General features: G+C 44.0%; 14 protein-coding genes. 10 read left to right on the top strand and 4 right to left on the bottom strand.

Going from position 1 to position 14206, the window contains the following annotated elements; genetic code table 11:
* Window positions 1–21 precede the first annotated feature (21 nt).
* On the bottom strand, window positions 22–603 hold the full coding sequence (locus MHB64_RS29915; protein WP_256990334.1) for an RNA polymerase sigma factor: 582 nt from the start codon (window positions 601–603) through the stop codon (window positions 22–24).
* A gap of 220 nt (window positions 604–823) precedes the next feature.
* On the opposite strand from MHB64_RS29915, the gene MHB64_RS29910 reads away from it, so the two are divergent.
* The 8 genes from MHB64_RS29910 to MHB64_RS29875 all read left to right on the top strand — a co-directional run bounded on the left by MHB64_RS29910 (window position 824) and on the right by MHB64_RS29875 (window position 9727).
* Window positions 824–2611 carry a helix-turn-helix transcriptional regulator gene (locus tag MHB64_RS29910; RefSeq protein WP_094868446.1) on the top strand — a complete coding sequence of 596 codons (1788 nt, stop codon included), beginning with the start codon at window positions 824–826 and terminating at the stop codon, window positions 2609–2611.
* 197 nt (window positions 2612–2808) lie between these two features.
* Window positions 2809–3405 (top strand): sensor domain-containing protein, encoded by a 597-nt coding sequence (locus MHB64_RS29905; protein ID WP_341135988.1) that lies wholly within the window; start codon window positions 2809–2811, stop codon window positions 3403–3405.
* Between the two features lie 25 nt (window positions 3406–3430).
* Window positions 3431–4033 carry a YkoP family protein gene (locus MHB64_RS29900; protein ID WP_094868444.1) on the top strand — a complete coding sequence of 201 codons (603 nt, stop codon included), beginning with the start codon at window positions 3431–3433 and terminating at the stop codon, window positions 4031–4033.
* On the top strand, window positions 4033–4797 hold the full coding sequence (locus MHB64_RS29895; protein ID WP_280788064.1) for a polysaccharide deacetylase family protein: 765 nt from the start codon (window positions 4033–4035) through the stop codon (window positions 4795–4797). The genes MHB64_RS29900 and MHB64_RS29895 overlap by 1 nt, the downstream gene beginning before the upstream one ends.
* Window positions 4798–4808: 11 nt before the next feature.
* Complete coding sequence (locus MHB64_RS29890; RefSeq protein ID WP_341135987.1) at window positions 4809–6476, top strand: methyl-accepting chemotaxis protein; 1668 nt, start codon at window positions 4809–4811, stop codon at window positions 6474–6476.
* Between the two features lie 109 nt (window positions 6477–6585).
* On the top strand, window positions 6586–7809 hold the full coding sequence (locus tag MHB64_RS29885; RefSeq protein ID WP_341135986.1) for an amidohydrolase: 1224 nt from the start codon (window positions 6586–6588) through the stop codon (window positions 7807–7809).
* A gap of 20 nt (window positions 7810–7829) precedes the next feature.
* Complete coding sequence (locus MHB64_RS29880; protein ID WP_094868440.1) at window positions 7830–8576, top strand: uracil-DNA glycosylase family protein; 747 nt, start codon at window positions 7830–7832, stop codon at window positions 8574–8576.
* A 92-nt stretch (window positions 8577–8668) separates the two neighbouring features.
* Window positions 8669–9727, top strand: coding sequence for a copper amine oxidase N-terminal domain-containing protein (locus MHB64_RS29875; RefSeq protein WP_341135985.1), 1059 nt, complete (start codon window positions 8669–8671; stop codon window positions 9725–9727).
* A gap of 1 nt (window position 9728) precedes the next feature.
* Here the strand turns inward: MHB64_RS29875 and MHB64_RS29870 are convergent, their stop codons facing one another.
* Entirely contained in the window at window positions 9729–10643 is a 915-nt protein-coding gene (locus MHB64_RS29870; RefSeq protein WP_042192888.1) for a phosphatidate cytidylyltransferase, read from the bottom strand.
* Window positions 10644–10738: 95 nt separating this feature from the next.
* Between MHB64_RS29870 and MHB64_RS29865 the strand changes: the two genes are divergently transcribed.
* Together MHB64_RS29865 and MHB64_RS29860 are read left to right on the top strand one after the other, a co-directional pair.
* Window positions 10739–11281 carry a hypothetical protein gene (locus MHB64_RS29865; protein ID WP_341135984.1) on the top strand — a complete coding sequence of 181 codons (543 nt, stop codon included), beginning with the start codon at window positions 10739–10741 and terminating at the stop codon, window positions 11279–11281.
* Between the two features lie 14 nt (window positions 11282–11295).
* The gene (locus MHB64_RS29860; RefSeq protein ID WP_341135983.1) at window positions 11296–12051 is read left to right on the top strand and encodes a class I SAM-dependent methyltransferase; all 756 of its coding nucleotides are present in this window, start codon (window positions 11296–11298) and stop codon (window positions 12049–12051) included.
* A gap of 70 nt (window positions 12052–12121) precedes the next feature.
* On the opposite strand, the gene MHB64_RS29855 is transcribed toward MHB64_RS29860, so the two are convergent.
* A complete protein-coding gene (locus tag MHB64_RS29855; protein ID WP_341135982.1) occupies window positions 12122–13396 on the bottom strand; it encodes a sensor histidine kinase in 1275 nt (424 codons plus the stop codon).
* Window positions 13396–14073, bottom strand: coding sequence for a response regulator transcription factor (locus tag MHB64_RS29850; protein WP_094868435.1), 678 nt, complete (start codon window positions 14071–14073; stop codon window positions 13396–13398). The genes MHB64_RS29855 and MHB64_RS29850 overlap by 1 nt, the downstream gene beginning before the upstream one ends.
* Window positions 14074–14206 lie beyond the last annotated feature (133 nt).

Below are 14206 nucleotides of genomic sequence, written 5' to 3'. Positions count from 1 at the left end.
TCAATTTGTTCCATTTGTCTGTCATTCGTTGGATTGCGCAAATAATCCGCCTGCCCTTCGTTGTTTATTGGCTTGTTCCATGAGCTTCTGGCGCAAGCGCTGATATTTTTTTCGTACGGTTGCTGCCTTACAGTCCATGATTTGACCAATCTCTTCAAAATTGTATTGCTCCACTGCTTTCAGCAATAGAATGTGCCTTTCCTCTGAAGTGAGATAGGTCAGTAACTCAGTTAAAGGCGATTCCGGCTCTGGAATGTGCTCCGTGGCTTCCTCCTGTTGTTTGAAGTACGATACAATCTTTAACCTTCGATGCTGTTTCTTTAGCAGGTTTAGGCTGTGATGATAGGCAAGCTTGTACAACCATGCAGAGAAGGAGACAGTAGGCTCATAACGGTGAATATCTTGATAAGCTTTGATGAATATTTCTTGAACGGCATCTTGAGCTTCTTCCCGGTTTTTGAGCAGATGATAGCAATAGATGTACATGGGTTTTTCAAATCTGTGGATGATAGATGTATAAGCCTCATGATTTCCCGACTTAACCAGTGAAACAGCGGCCTCTATTTGCTCTGTAGCAGCGCCACTAGGTCTAGCTTCTTCCAAGCGATCACCTCCTTTGCTTTTCGTTTATATAACAATTTCAAGTCGTTGATTTGTGACATTGTTTTGTTTAGAATCTCAGAGACGTCGATAGTGACCTCTATGGAATTTGTAGCATCAGCATAAATGTCATTCCAACTCATGACCTTTTGTAACTAGTAAGGTCCCAGGGGGTTACACTATAATAAAGGTCAAGTCAGCACAGTATATAGGGGGCAATGTCTTGTTTAATCTGGTCAAACAGTGGTTCTGGTACGATTGGCTCGTCCTCCTGTTTCGGATTTGTTTTTCTACTTCTTTATTGATTACCATGTGTTATCTTTCGGACAATTTTACGATTCCTTTTTGGATCGCGTTTGTTTGGGGCTTGATCGCTTTTTCAGTGCCTTGGTTCTGTTTGCAGCTGCATTATAAATATTATCTGATTGCGGAGATCCTTCTTTCGGGTGGTCTATGTTTATATTTGGCTGCGCTATTTCCTGAATCCTATGTAACTTTTTTACCTACTGCCTTTATGATTGCTAGCAATAGTGCACAGAAGTCTTATCGTTGGTCAGCACCGATTACGGTTATTTTGATTCCAATTCTGTTGTCTAGGTTGTCACAGCAAGTGGATGCTGTATCGATGATCTTGAATATTGGCTTGGTGTATACGCTTGGCTTCGCCTTTCATTTACTGATGGTCAATCACAAGCAGAGCGGAATCATTAAGGATCAGAATGCGGTCTTGGAGCAGTATATCTCACAAGTCGAGCGTATGACACTTCTGGAAGAACGAGATCGGTTGTCCAAAGATCTGCATGATACGGTGGGGCATTCTTATACATCCATTCTTATGGGGCTAGAGACTTTACGTACGGAGGTGAACACTTCGGACGGGGCGCAAAAGATAGATGCCTTGTTAAAACTAACTCGCCATGGCCTAGATGACGTTCGGAGATATTTGCACCAAGTGGGTTCTTCGCAGGATTCGTTGACGCTTATACAGTCTCTGCAGAAATTAGTGGATGATTTTCAAACCTTCTCTAAGGTTAAGATTCGCCTAAGAACGTTCGGAGAGGCCTACACAGTATCCAAGCAGGCTCAAATGACATTATACAGATGTCTCCAAGAGTCAATAACCAACGCTGTACGCCATGGTCAAGCCAGTGAAATTGTCATTAGTCTCCATTACGAAGAGAAGTTGATCCGGCTGGATGTGCAGGATAATGGATTAGGCGCAGAGGATTTAACAGCAGGGTTTGGTCTGAACGCGATGAAGGAACGAGCTTCTAACTTGCAAGGGCAAGTGTATGTTTATTCAAAGCTAGGAGAAGGGACCTTAGTGACCTGTAGTTTGCCGAGGCTTGAAGAGATACAGGAGGAAACGGTCCGCTTACTACTGGTAGATGATCAGCCTTATATCCGGGATAGTCTGCGAATTATTTTAGAGCAGGAACCCGATTTTGAGATCATAGGTTTAGCAGAGAATGGTGAGCAAGCAGTAAGCTTCTGCGAACAGGATCAACCTCACGTGGTGCTAATGGACTTAAATATGCCAGACATGGACGGTGCGGAAGCAACGAAGCTTATTAAGCAAAAGTGGCCAGGGGTACGCGTGCTGATCCTGACTACTTTTCAAGAAACAGATTTGGCAGTCGAAGCACTGCAAAACGGGGCAGATGGCTACTTGTTAAAGTCTACTGAACCGCAGGAGCTATTCGAAGGGATACGTCTCGTACATCGGGGTGTGAAGATGATAACACCAGCTATTACGAATGTATTAATTGATCATTATGAGATGCATCCAACATCTGAAGCGCAGACTGAGCAGAGTAATGAGTATGGGCTGACCCCGCGCGAGCTGGAAATTCTAGAATGCCTGTCAAAGGGCATGCGTTATAAGTCTATTGCAGCTAAATTGTATTTGTCCGATGGCACGGTGAGAAATTACGCTTCTACCATCTATGCTAAGCTAGGTGTACGGAATCGCGAAGAGGCTGTTGAGAAAGCCTTTGGTACTTTGGAATAACTAAAACCGAATGATCTGAAATTGAAGCGCGAGCACCTTGTTGTCTATATTCCCTTACGGGAGTAGGCAATAGGGTGCTTTTTTTGTATGAAAAACTGTCATATGACATTACGGCACTGGTCGATTTTACATCAGAAGCGCTAGCATGGGAGTTGCTTAGATGAACAAATTTTTATTACAGAGAGGGAGAGAAGAAGATGAATCAAATGATCCGGAAACATGTGAGGAATTTCTGTTTCTTATTAATTACTTTTGCCACAGGGCTGTTTTACCTTTGCTTTTATTTGGTAGGCATCACCTTTGGAGTTGCAATGTCCTTCACCATAGTAGGGATTCCGATCCTTTATTATGTTTTGCGTTCTACCGAAACCTTTTTACAGCATGAGCGAATTCGAACGAAAATCTATACGGATATCTCCGTTCGCACGCTTCCAACCCGATCTCAAGAAGAAGGCAGCATGTGGGAACGGGTTAAGGCAGAGTTTCTAAATGAACATAACTGGAGAGCGATTATTGGACTGATGCTGCACGGTATTATCGGAATGCTCAGTCTAATATGTGCAACCCTTTTTTACTTGGCTCCTATTATTCTTTTGTTCGCACCTGTCTTGTACTTACTCGGCATCTCTTCTATATCGGTATTCGGGATTGAAAATAATACGCTGAGCATCTCACTTTTTTTCATGCTGTTAGGTGCGTTATTTCTATGGATAGGTGCTTATCTTGGAAACAGTCTGGTAAAGATGATCGGCAGGTATACGCGGCGTTTAGTAAAAGATTTTGCTAGAAGATAAACTTAAACGGGAAGAAGGAAGAATAATGGTAGCTTCAGTTTCATTTATAAAATTATTCTCGCAATCTCTTTGGATGATGTGGGAGAGCGTATTTGCTGTCATAACCAAATTTCGCAGTCAGTCTGTGCGCACATATGGGATATGTAAATTGGTAGTGGTGAAGTATCACGGGGAAAGTGTGGTCTGCCAAGATGGGCACCAGATACTTCCCGGTGATTGGGTGGGTGAGCTTCATCTGGATAATCGTCAGGTCGTGCAGCTGACACGTACATTTGGTGCAGATCGAGCGGGAATCCGTACTGCACGTATGCTCCGTGAGGCTATGAAGGAGATCAGTCGTGATCTGGACAACAATCCAGAACTAAGCAAAGTGCAGGCGTTAACGGGGATTACGCTACTTCACCGCGGAATCATTCATGGCATAGGGTTTGAGCAGCATCCTATCAAGTCCAAATGGCAGCGGCGATGGTTCGGAATCTATCTTCGGTTCTTACTTCGGATGCTGCATCCTGAGGGGAAACATCGCGTTGAGGACAGCACGGAGAAGTTGTCTCCTAAGATGCTCGTGCTTAGTAAGCAGTCTTTGAAAGCACGGTTTGCTCCTCGAAGGAAAGAGGCGGTTTCCTGATGCTAACGTTCATTATTCTAGCTATAGATATAATTGTTCTCTTTATGATTGTTCCTTTTGTGATTACCCGCATTTGGGGATGGGGAGTTCATACGGAAGGAGGAGCCGTGAAGGAAATTGCTTTTACGTTCGATGATGGCCCAGATCCTTGTTATACACCTGAACTGCTGGACTTGTTACATGAGCATGACGTTAAAGCGACCTTCTTCGTATTAGGCAAAAAGGCTGAGCAATACCCGGATATAATCGAGCGAATGCACCGGGAAGGACATCAGATAGGCATTCATAATTATACGCATACGCCTAACTGGATCTACTCCCCATGGACGAATAGACGGAAGCAAGTAGATCGAACAGCTGACATTGTGGAACGAATCACAGGCGAACGTCCTATTTTTTACCGGCCACCCTGGGGTCTTGTGAATCTAGGGGATCTCTTTTTAATAAGGAAGTCTTATCAGATCGTGTTGTGGTCTGTTATGGTCGGAGACTGGAAAGCGTCAGTTAGTGCAGAGCAATTAAAGCATGCCTTATTAAAAAAAATTAAACCAGGCTCCATCATCGTTCTTCACGACAGTGGAGATACGCCTTGGGCAGATGAAGAAGCGCCATTGAACATGATCACAGGACTGGAAGAGGTCTTAAAGGAGATTCCTAGAAGGGGGTTAAAGGGCCTGCGGGTGGATGAGCTGCTCAACAAGGAAGCTAGTCGTATTGGAGAAGCTAGATCCAGAGTCAACCATCACGGTCAGATTAATCTGTAGCTATGGATGACATGATGTCACTAGATTGGAAGGGAAATCCGACATTGAAAAAGAAAACCGTTCGAACTATCGTTATGACCGTTGCTGTAGTATACATGGTGTTGATTTTTGCAGGTCTATGTATGTATACATTTTCTAAGTTTAATGAAATTCTCAGTCATGAAGTTGAACAAAAGCTTAACTATAAGGTGGAGCTTACTTCTACTAAACTAAATAGTCGATTCTCGAATGATTTCGAGAAGAGCTTGGCTGGAATGAGGGAGGATGCAGGTTATTATTTTGTCATAGATAAAGCTGGTCGATATGTAGCAAGCCAGAACCCTAAGCACGTTATAGGCAAAGCTATATCTGATGAACCGGACATACAGCTGCAAAAGGTCGGTCAGGTCATAGCACAATCTACGGGAACTAGTGGTACGGAGAACTCGAAGAATGTCTATGCCTTTACAAGAATCGGCGATACAGATTATAAGTTAGTGCTGGTGATGCCTGTAAAACAGATTTTGGAGCCTATGATGGATAACCAATATTTAATTATAAGCGGTTTTGTTATCGCTCTGATTATTTTTATTGTCTTACTCTTCATTATCTTAACCCGCCTTATTGTACGACCGCTTCGCAGAATCAATGAGCATGTAATGGAGCTTGTTGAACACGGAGGCGATCTGACTAAGAAGCTGGACATGAAGCGAAATGATGAGATTGGGATGTTGGCGTATTCTATGAATCAGTTTCTGGATAACATTCGGGCCATCGTCAGGAATGTCACGTCACAGGCCAATCATCTGAATGAAAATGCAGGGATACTTCAAGTTTCAGCAGAGCAGACAAATGAGACATCCAAGCAAATCACAACGATTATTACGGATATGGCTGTGAGGTCGACGGAGCAAGCAGAACATGTGCGGCAAGTACTCACGATGATGGAACGGACAGTTGAAATCTCCGAGGAAATTATGCAGGAGACGGTAAATACAGTTCACGATTCCAATCATTTAATAAAAGCCGTGCAAACTGGCCAGCGTGCAAACCAGGCATCTGTAGATCATTTGGAAACTATGGTTAGTTCCATTGAAAACTCAACAGAAACCATTGCACAGCTGAACAACCGATCCAGCCAAATCGGTGAGATTATTCTCGTGATTTCCGAATTAGCCAGTCAGACGAATCTACTCGCGCTTAATGCAGCCATTGAAGCGGCCCGCGCTGGAGAGCAAGGGAAAGGTTTTGCAGTAGTTGCAGGAGAGATCCGTAAGCTTGCTGAAGGTTCCGAAAGAGCAGCCGAGCAGATTGCCAAGCTTGTTGGCGCGATTCAAGCGGATACGAATGCAGCGGTCAAAACGATGGAATCAAGTCAACAAGTGGTCAATCAACAGAATGACTTAGTATTACAAGGGCAACAATCCCTAGAGGAGATCGTACAGAAGGTTGATCTAACGACCCAAAGCACGCTGCGCATTCAAGGCATATTTGGTGAGTTATCTACCATGTCACATCAATCATTGAAGGCGCTAGTGCAATCTTCGCAGCTCATTGATCAGTCGGCATCTTCCTCACAGGAAGTAGCGGCTTCCACGGAGGAGCAACTTGCGACTATCGATGAGATGACGACCAGACTTAGAGAACTCAGCGAGTTATCTGTATTTTTAAAGTTAGAAGTTGGGATATTTACGATATAGTCTTATGCTAAAAACCTTTCAAACATTTTTATATAGGAAGGGCTATGGTACCATTTAGGATAAAGTGGTTCGCACCTATATTAAATCGTTGAGAAAAGGATGGGGTAGCATGTTGAATGCTTCTTACTGGTTAACCAATATAAGATTAGAGCAGGGTTATGTTATTGAGGATGGACAAGTGGTTGGTACGGATACGAAGGTTTGTCATATCCGAATTGACGGAGATAAGATTTCAGAAGTGGTTGGAGCGGACGTAGAGCTTCAGAGTCATCTACCTAAATATGACTGCAAAGGGTTATTGATGCTTCCTTCTTTTGAGGAGGCGCATATCCATTTAGATAAAACATATTTCGCTGGACCCTGGAAAGCGGTAAAGCCTGCGGCCGGTGTCTTCGAACGCATTGAGGAAGAGAAGGTATTATTGCCTAAGCTGCTGCCTATGGCGAGACAACAAGCGGAGAGCATCTTGACGCTTATACAGCGTTTCGGTGCGACACATGTGCGTAGTCATTGTAATATTGAGCCTGTCAGCGGTCTGAAGCGTTTAGAAGCAACCCTGCAAGCTTTGGATACCTTCTCCGGAAAAATTTCATCTGAAATTGTAGCTTTTCCGCAGCATGGTCTGCTTCGCTCTAATTCTGTTGAATTAGTAAAGCAATCTCTGGCAGAGGGGGCAACCTATGTAGGTGGTGTCGATCCATACTCCGTGGATGGAGATATCGAGAAGTCACTCCAGACCATGGTCGAGCTAGCGGTAATGAATAATGCTGGCATTGATCTTCACTTACATGATGGAAAAGAAGCAGGAAAACAGACATTGTCGCGTTTGGCTGATCTCACAGAAGAAGCTGGCTTACAGGGCAAGGTGACCGTTAGTCACGCATTCTGGTTCGCAGGTGCTCCGCAGCAGGAAACAGAAGAAATGGCTACACGGATGGCATCACTTGGTATGGGTATTGCATCCACAGTTCCTATTGGAAGAATGATGATGCCATTACCGATGCTGCACAGCCAAGGTGTACAAGTGAAACTGGCAACAGACAGCCTTACGGATCACTGGTCTCCTTTTGGAAATGGAGATCAATTGGAGAAGGCGGGACGGTACGCAGAGTTATATGGGTGTAGTGATGAACGGTCACTATCGCAATCCCTTAGATTCATAACAGGAGGGATAACGCCTCTTAATCTTAAGGGTGAACAGGTATGGCCAAAAGTAGGAAACACTGCAAGCTTTGTGTTACTGCATGCCAGCTGCTCGGCCGAAGCAGTAGCAAGAAGAGCGGACCGTCAAGCGGTATGGTTCGAAGGGCGTCTCGTGAGTGGATCATTATAGGGATATGAGAGGTGGATGACATGCTCATCTCTAACCATTTACAACAGTATAAAGCTGCGATGCTCTCTCTTCCGAAGGGAACCGCGCTATCGAAAGACGATCTGCAGGTGGATGAGCTTCTAATGAAGCGAAGCGGGAAGCTTGAAATGTACTATGCACCCCACAATGAATACATCAATCCCTCTGCAAAGGTGATTATTATCGGGCTAACACCCGGTTTTACACAAATGAGAATAGCCATACAAGAAGCAGTCATTGGGTTGAAAGCCGGGTTTTCAGATGAAGAGGTATGCAGAAAAGCAAAAGAAGCGGCGAGATTCGCAGGCTCCATGAGGAGGACGTTAATTCGCATGCTAGATATACTTGGCCTTCATCAGTATTTGAACCTTACCTCTTGTGACCAATTGTTTCAGGAGCAGCAAACGAATTTGCATACCACCTCTTTACTGCGTTTTCCTGTATTTGTAGAGAAGAAAAATTATAGTGGGGCACATCCTAAGCTGCGATCAGATTCATTCCTTAGAGAATGTGCATTATTGTCGTTAGAGCAGGAGCTGGGCATCCTGAGCCAAGCTTTAATTATTCCTTTAGGAAAAACGGTGGAGGAAATGCTTCAGCTGTTGGTATCTGAGGATAAGCTCGATGATCACCGCTGTTTATGGGGATTTCCTCATCCTTCTGGAGCGAACGGACATAGATTTAAACAGTTTGCCAGCCAGCGAGATAACATGACAAAGACGCTCCAAGATCATTTATGGAACGGCTGAGTGATCAATCTTATCGCAACATTTGTTCTGGACCTCCCGTCAAGAATGATAGAGTAACACAATTTCATTCATCTCAGGAGGTATAATTCACTATGAAAACATTCAAAGTAATCGGAGCGGTTCTGGCTGGCACGCTCATAGCATCGAACGTCATCTCTGCTGCCCCAATCCAGCCAGCTCCAGTCACACCAGCGGCTAATTCCTCAGTGCCGCAGGATTCTTATGGTGGTCTAAAATATGTGCTAGTCATTGATGGTAACGGCTTCTCCCCAGTCGATGTTCCGCTATACGTAGGTTCAAGTAAGGAAGTTATGATCCCTATCCGTACAGCAACGGAAGCGCTTGGATATAAGTTAACATGGACTCAAAGCCTTCAATCGCTAGGCCTTGAGAAAGAAAGCCAGTCGATATCCTTTCAAATTGCAAAAGATGCTTACCGTAATGGCACATTAATTCATTCGCTAGGTGCTGTACCAGAGCTAAAGAACGGTAAAACCTATGTTCCATTATCTTTCTTCGAAAAAGTATTGGAGCTTGAAGTAGTCGCAGGACCAACTGGAACCATATCGATTAATTCCAAGGAACAAGGAAATGGAGAGACTGCCTCAGACACGATCAAGCAAGGATCAATCACTAGTATCTATAAGGGCGAGCAAAATGCTGAAATCGGCCTCAACGGCTATGGTCATGGCGTTCGCTTAGGCATTTCTGATGAAACGGAAATCGTATCTGCTGATAATAAGAAGCTAACCTTTGCTGATCTGCAGCTAGGCATGTCCATCGAGGTTGAGCACAGTATGGTCATGGCTATGAGCATGCCGCCATTGGCGGGCGCGATCAAGATTGTTGTGAAAGACCAAGCTCCGGATCAGCAGACCTTGGGAACGGTTGGCGTGATCGAAGAGGTTACTTCTTCAGATAATGGCATGACCCGCGTTGTAATTAAAGGCGATAAGCTCAGTGATTCTTCCTTCGAGACGATTGTTCTAAATACTACAGACACTACGACTATTCTCGGCACGAAAGATAATCAGAAGATTGCCACAAGTGAGCTGAAAAAAGGTGACAAAGTGTATGCGTTCTACGGTCCGATGTTAACCAAGAGCTTGCCACCTCTCGGCCAAGCGACCAAAATCGTTGTAGAAAACTAATTTACATGAAATCGAAGAAATAACGGATGACATGGAAAAAGACCGGCGAGGTGTAGGTCAAGCTGTCTACACGGCTTAAATAGCTTTCTTTTAAAGCTACGAATTTATCACCATCACCGATGAGCAAATCTCGCTTCAGCACGGAAACCGTTAAGCTACCCAAGAAGCCGCTCAAACTGATTAACATGCCTGACAGGAAACCGAAAATTGGGTTGAGCGGCGTCAGGTAGGGATAGATCAAATAGGAGACCCCGGTTGTTACGACAAATGCACAGGCAAAACCTTCCCAGGTCAAATACGGGTTGGCAGTTGGGACCACTTTGCGCTTTCCCATATAGAGGGATGCGAGATAGTGGACCACATCATTCAGCTGTGTCAGCACTACTAGGAATAATACAAGCCCCGCCCCATACTCCGGTGTAGCAAATTGAAAATAGGCTAAGTGACTAAGTCCGAAAACCATCAGCATTAATCCCCACTGGGTTGAACTAACACTACGCAGGAAGCCAACGGTCCCTTTATTAATAAGCCTAGGTAGCGGTAGGAGTAAGAAAACATAGACTGGAATAAACACAATAAACATCCCGTACCACTCGATATAAATCCAGTAGAACTGTAGAGGAATGGATAAGTACGCCCACAGAAATAATCTGCGGTCGGATTTTCGTGACTTTATCATGGAGAAATATTCTTTGAGTGCGAAGAAGGTCAGCACCATTAGTGCCAACAGTGAGACGACTGGATTAAAGAGAGTAGCTAAACAAAAGATAAAAAGCATGCCCCACCAGGTTTTGATGCGGAAGCCGATACCCGTATAGTCTTTACTGGGCTGTAATTTGCCTATAACTACATACATCAAGTGAATGGCCGATAAGGCCGCAAAAATCAGGATTACCGTTAATAGAGAGCGGTCGATAGCTAATCACCAACTTGTCGTAGAGTAGATTCCATTAATGGGTTCATATGTTATTATGAAGGAAACGTTCAATCTTGATAAGGGGAAAATTGTAAATGGCAGATGATCCATCGGTCTTTATCTTGCTTACGAACACCGGAACGCTCTTTACGAAGCTTATCCAAGGCTACACGAGAGCTCCTTATAATCATGCCTCGATCTCCTTTAATCGGGAGCTTTCCGAGTTATATAGCTTTGGCAGAAAGCACCCAAGCAACCCTCTAAACGGAGGGTTCGTGAAGGAGAATATTAAGACGGGCACGTTCAGCAAATATCCAAATACCACGTGTGTTCTATATGAACTTCAAGTTACAGTCCGTGAAGTGGAGAAAATGGAGCGGGTACTCAAAGTCTTTATCCGAAGCCGGCAAAAGTACCTCTATAATATTCTCGGCGTGATTGGTATCGCACTGAAAGAACCTGTCGAATTCAGCAACTCCTACTTCTGCTCACAGTTTGTAGCGGAAATTCTGGAGAGGTCTGGCATTAAGCTATGGAACAAGCTGCCCGCGCTCGTAACGCCGGATGATTTTCGGCAAAGCGATCGGCTGAAGCTGATTTATCGAGGCAAATTAAGTGAGTACGAACCTAAAAGCTAAGGGAGAGTATTGGGATGAATAACAAAGAACGTTTCTCAAATCGGGTAGATTCGTATGTGAAATATCGCCCGAGTTACCCTAAAGAAGCCATTGATTATTTATACAATACGATTGGGCTAAAACCGAATTGTGATATTGCGGATATTGGCGCAGGAACAGGAATATTTTCGGCACTGCTTCTGGAGCGCGGGAGTCGTGTGACTGCCGTTGAACCAAATCCGGAAATGCGTACAGCTGCGGAGGAGATGCTCGCAAAGGATAACCATTTTCGCGCATTGCCTGGGTCTGCCGAGAAGACAGAATTGCCAGACCAGTCTGTAGACTTTATCGTATGTGCCCAGGCGTTTCACTGGTTTGATAGGGACGCAGCGCAATTAGAATTCAAGCGGATTCTTAAACCGGGTGGAAAGGCAGTTCTGATATGGAATTCTCGGCGTACTTACGGTACCCCATTCCTGGAGGAATATGAGCAGCTTGTGCAAACCTTCGGCACCGACTACACTGGGGTTAATCATAAGAACATTACCCCTGAAATCCTTAGCTCCTTTTTTAAGGCAGGGCAGATGCAAGCAGCGCACTTTAGCAATCAGCAGGTGTTTGATTTCGAGGGATTAAGCGGACGGGCGAGATCATCTTCCTACATTCCAGCCCCCGGAGATCCACGTTTCGAGAGTATGATGACGGAGCTGAGGAACCTATTTGAACGAAATAAACAGGATGATAAAGTATTTTTAGAATATGAGACCGAGGTCTATTGGGGCGAAGTATAGTATATGATCAGCATATTAAAAAGACTCAAATCCTAGTGATAACAGGGATTGAGTCTTTTTTTACTTTTAGTTATGAGAGATGAACGTAAAAGGTGGTGGATTCGCCGACCGTGCTTTTGGCGTAAATTTTTCCTTTATGTTGTTCAACGATGGATTTGGCAATCGCCAGCCCTAGGCCATAACCCCCTTGTATACGCGCTCGGGAAGCATTCGTACGGTAGAAACGGTCAAAGATTCTCGCTAAGTGCTCCGATGCAATGCCCTCACCCGTATTGGTGACCGATAACACCATATCATTATGGTGGTTTTTAAGGGATAAAGTGACTGAGCCTTTAGGATTCGTATATTTTACAGCGTTGTCTAAAAGGATCATAATCACTTGTTTAATTTGTTCACTATTCCCTAGCACGATCAGGTTAGGTTCAATGTCATATTCAAGCGAAATATGCTTTTCGAAGATAACAGCTTCCATTGTTAAAATAATATTCTCAACCGCTTCGCTCAAATTGAATTTCGAATAGATCAGGGTCGATCTGGAATCGTCCATCTCGGTTAGGTATAGCAGATCATTGGTCAGACGGGTCATTCTCTCTGTTTCCGACTTGATATAGTGCAGCCACTTCGATTGATTGTGAATAGTATCATCACTGTTGGAGAGAAGAACATCCGCATTGGTGTTAATAATGGTCAACGGCGTCTTCAATTCATGGGAAGCATCGGCAATAAACTGCTTCTGTTTATTAAAAGCCTCCTTCACCGGTGCGATAGACCGATTAGCGAAAAACCGGCTTGTGAAGTATAAAATAATTAGCATCACCGAGCCAACTACAGAGAAGGTATAGATTAGATTGGTGAGGATTTTCTGCTGGGCAGTGATGTCCAGAAATACAAGCATCGCTCCATCATTCGTATGCTGGATGTTGAAGATCCATTTGCTGCTGTCCAAGGTGAACCTTCCGGTATCTTTATCAGCACTTAGAGCCTCTTGCAGAGCTGTAGTATAAAAATCATCATCCATCGTAAATTTGGAATCTTTCCCGATGAGGTTCGACGCTGTATCTATCTTCAGCATAAATGAGACAGACCGTTCCGGAGGTGGAGTTCCGTTATCGATACGTTTATTATCAGCATGGGGTAACTGGGAACTTCCCTTAGTTGAGCCCATTCGTCCTGTATCACCGCCGGGAGACTTGTAGTTCTCCATAATTCTGTGAAGATCCATCTGAATATTGTTTTGGACATCTTGGTACGTAATGACATAAATCGAGATGAAAGCCACCAGCATTATTACGGATATAGTTACTAGGTTAACAATAAGAAATCGATTTCTGAGCTTCGTGAACATTAGGCTGTCACCTCTAATACATACCCTACATTTCTGATCGTACTAATGCGTACAGTGGAATTTAAGAAGGTCAATTTTTTTCTCAAAAAAGAAATATACACTTCTACATTGTTGTGCTCTGCCTCCGAATCAAACCCCCATAACTTCTCAATAATTTGTTCCTTGGAGGTTACGGCTTGTTTCCTCAGAATCAGAAGCTCCAATAATTCACTTTCCTTAAGATTCAGCTTGATCTCTTTGCCACCTACGGTAAGCTTCAGAGTCGATGTATTCAATTCAATATCCCCGAACTTTAAAGCATCATCTGGAATAACCTCGTTTTTACGTCTTAGTACAGCCCTTATTCGTGCCAGTAGGATCTCCGAGGAAAAAGGTTTGGCGATATAATCATCAGCCCCATAGTCTAGTCCAGTGACCATATCTGTTATCTCACCCTTTGCTGTAAGCAGGATAACGGGAGTGGATACCCCCTTCTTACGCAGCGACTTGAGGACGCTAACCCCATCCATCTCAGGCAGCATAATATCGAGCAGCAGCAAATCATAAATTCCGCTCAGTGCATAATCCAGACCCGATCTACCGTCATGGACTGCGTCCACCGAATAATTATGTTTTTTTAATATTTGAGTTAAGGCTTCGGCGAGATGAAGCTCGTCTTCTACGATTAATATTCTCATGGTTCTGCCATCCCCTACATAAAACGAGTATTTGTTATTGAGGTCATTATATCAGTATTACCTTTACTGAACCTTAATGAAGGTTGGTATAGAACTGTATTGTGAAAATTGAACAGGTGGCAAGTAACGGAGG

The organism is Paenibacillus sp. FSL K6-2859 (genome assembly GCF_038008265.1).
Taxonomy (GTDB): domain Bacteria; phylum Bacillota; class Bacilli; order Paenibacillales; family Paenibacillaceae; genus Paenibacillus_AQ; species Paenibacillus_AQ nitricinens.
This window is presented reverse-complemented; position numbering and strand designations above follow the sequence as displayed.

Excerpts from the sequence above, each read along its gene's own strand:
- MHB64_RS29905 (WP_341135988.1), top strand. The coding sequence starts at position 2,809 with ATGAATCAAATGATCCGGAAACATGTGAGGAATTTCTGTTTCTTATTA.
- MHB64_RS29900 (WP_094868444.1), top strand. The coding sequence starts at position 3,431 with ATGGTAGCTTCAGTTTCATTTATAAAATTATTCTCGCAATCTCTTTGG.
- MHB64_RS29895 (WP_280788064.1), top strand. The coding sequence starts at position 4,033 with ATGCTAACGTTCATTATTCTAGCTATAGATATAATTGTTCTCTTTATG.
- MHB64_RS29890 (WP_341135987.1), top strand. The coding sequence starts at position 4,809 with ATGATGTCACTAGATTGGAAGGGAAATCCGACATTGAAAAAGAAAACC.
- MHB64_RS29885 (WP_341135986.1), top strand. The coding sequence starts at position 6,586 with ATGTTGAATGCTTCTTACTGGTTAACCAATATAAGATTAGAGCAGGGT.
- MHB64_RS29880 (WP_094868440.1), top strand. The coding sequence starts at position 7,830 with ATGCTCATCTCTAACCATTTACAACAGTATAAAGCTGCGATGCTCTCT.
- MHB64_RS29875 (WP_341135985.1), top strand. The coding sequence starts at position 8,669 with ATGAAAACATTCAAAGTAATCGGAGCGGTTCTGGCTGGCACGCTCATA.
- MHB64_RS29865 (WP_341135984.1), top strand. The coding sequence starts at position 10,739 with ATGGCAGATGATCCATCGGTCTTTATCTTGCTTACGAACACCGGAACG.
- MHB64_RS29860 (WP_341135983.1), top strand. The coding sequence starts at position 11,296 with ATGAATAACAAAGAACGTTTCTCAAATCGGGTAGATTCGTATGTGAAA.
- MHB64_RS29855 (WP_341135982.1), bottom strand. The coding sequence starts at position 13,396 with ATGTTCACGAAGCTCAGAAATCGATTTCTTATTGTTAACCTAGTAACT.
- MHB64_RS29850 (WP_094868435.1), bottom strand. The coding sequence starts at position 14,073 with ATGAGAATATTAATCGTAGAAGACGAGCTTCATCTCGCCGAAGCCTTA.